Genomic DNA, 361 nt, shown 5'->3' with positions numbered 1-361 from the left:
GTTCAACACCCTCGTCACCGAAGTGATTCGGTCGGTACTACGGGCGACCAGCGGAGCGGCGGTCAGACAATCAGTCTGTGACGAGCTCGCCGACTCGTCGCTGTACGAGACTGCGTGGATCGCGACCGTCGGGACGGGAGGCGACGCCGACGCCGTGACGATCGATTCCAGCGCGGTCGCGACGGACCCGTTCAGCGAGACCGACGCGGAGTCGTTCCTCACGTCGCCGTTCGCGCGGCAACTGGTTCGGCAAGCCAACGAACTGGACGCCGCGGTCGTCCAGCGGCGACGGTTCGAATCCGAGAACGATACCGATACAGACGCTGAAGCCGATCCTATCGCCGCCGCAGTCCCCGTGGCC

Annotated in this window: 1 pseudogene; it reads left to right on the top strand. The window is 65.9% G+C overall.

What is annotated here, in order from left to right:
* Positions 1-361: pseudogene (locus tag EXE44_RS20510) on the top strand (hypothetical protein); the annotation flags it as partial.

Origin of the sequence: Halorubrum sp. SS7, from assembly GCF_005435055.1 — an archaeon.
Classification (GTDB): Archaea; Halobacteriota; Halobacteria; order Halobacteriales; family Haloferacaceae; genus Halorubrum; species Halorubrum salinarum.
This window is presented reverse-complemented; position numbering and strand designations above follow the sequence as displayed.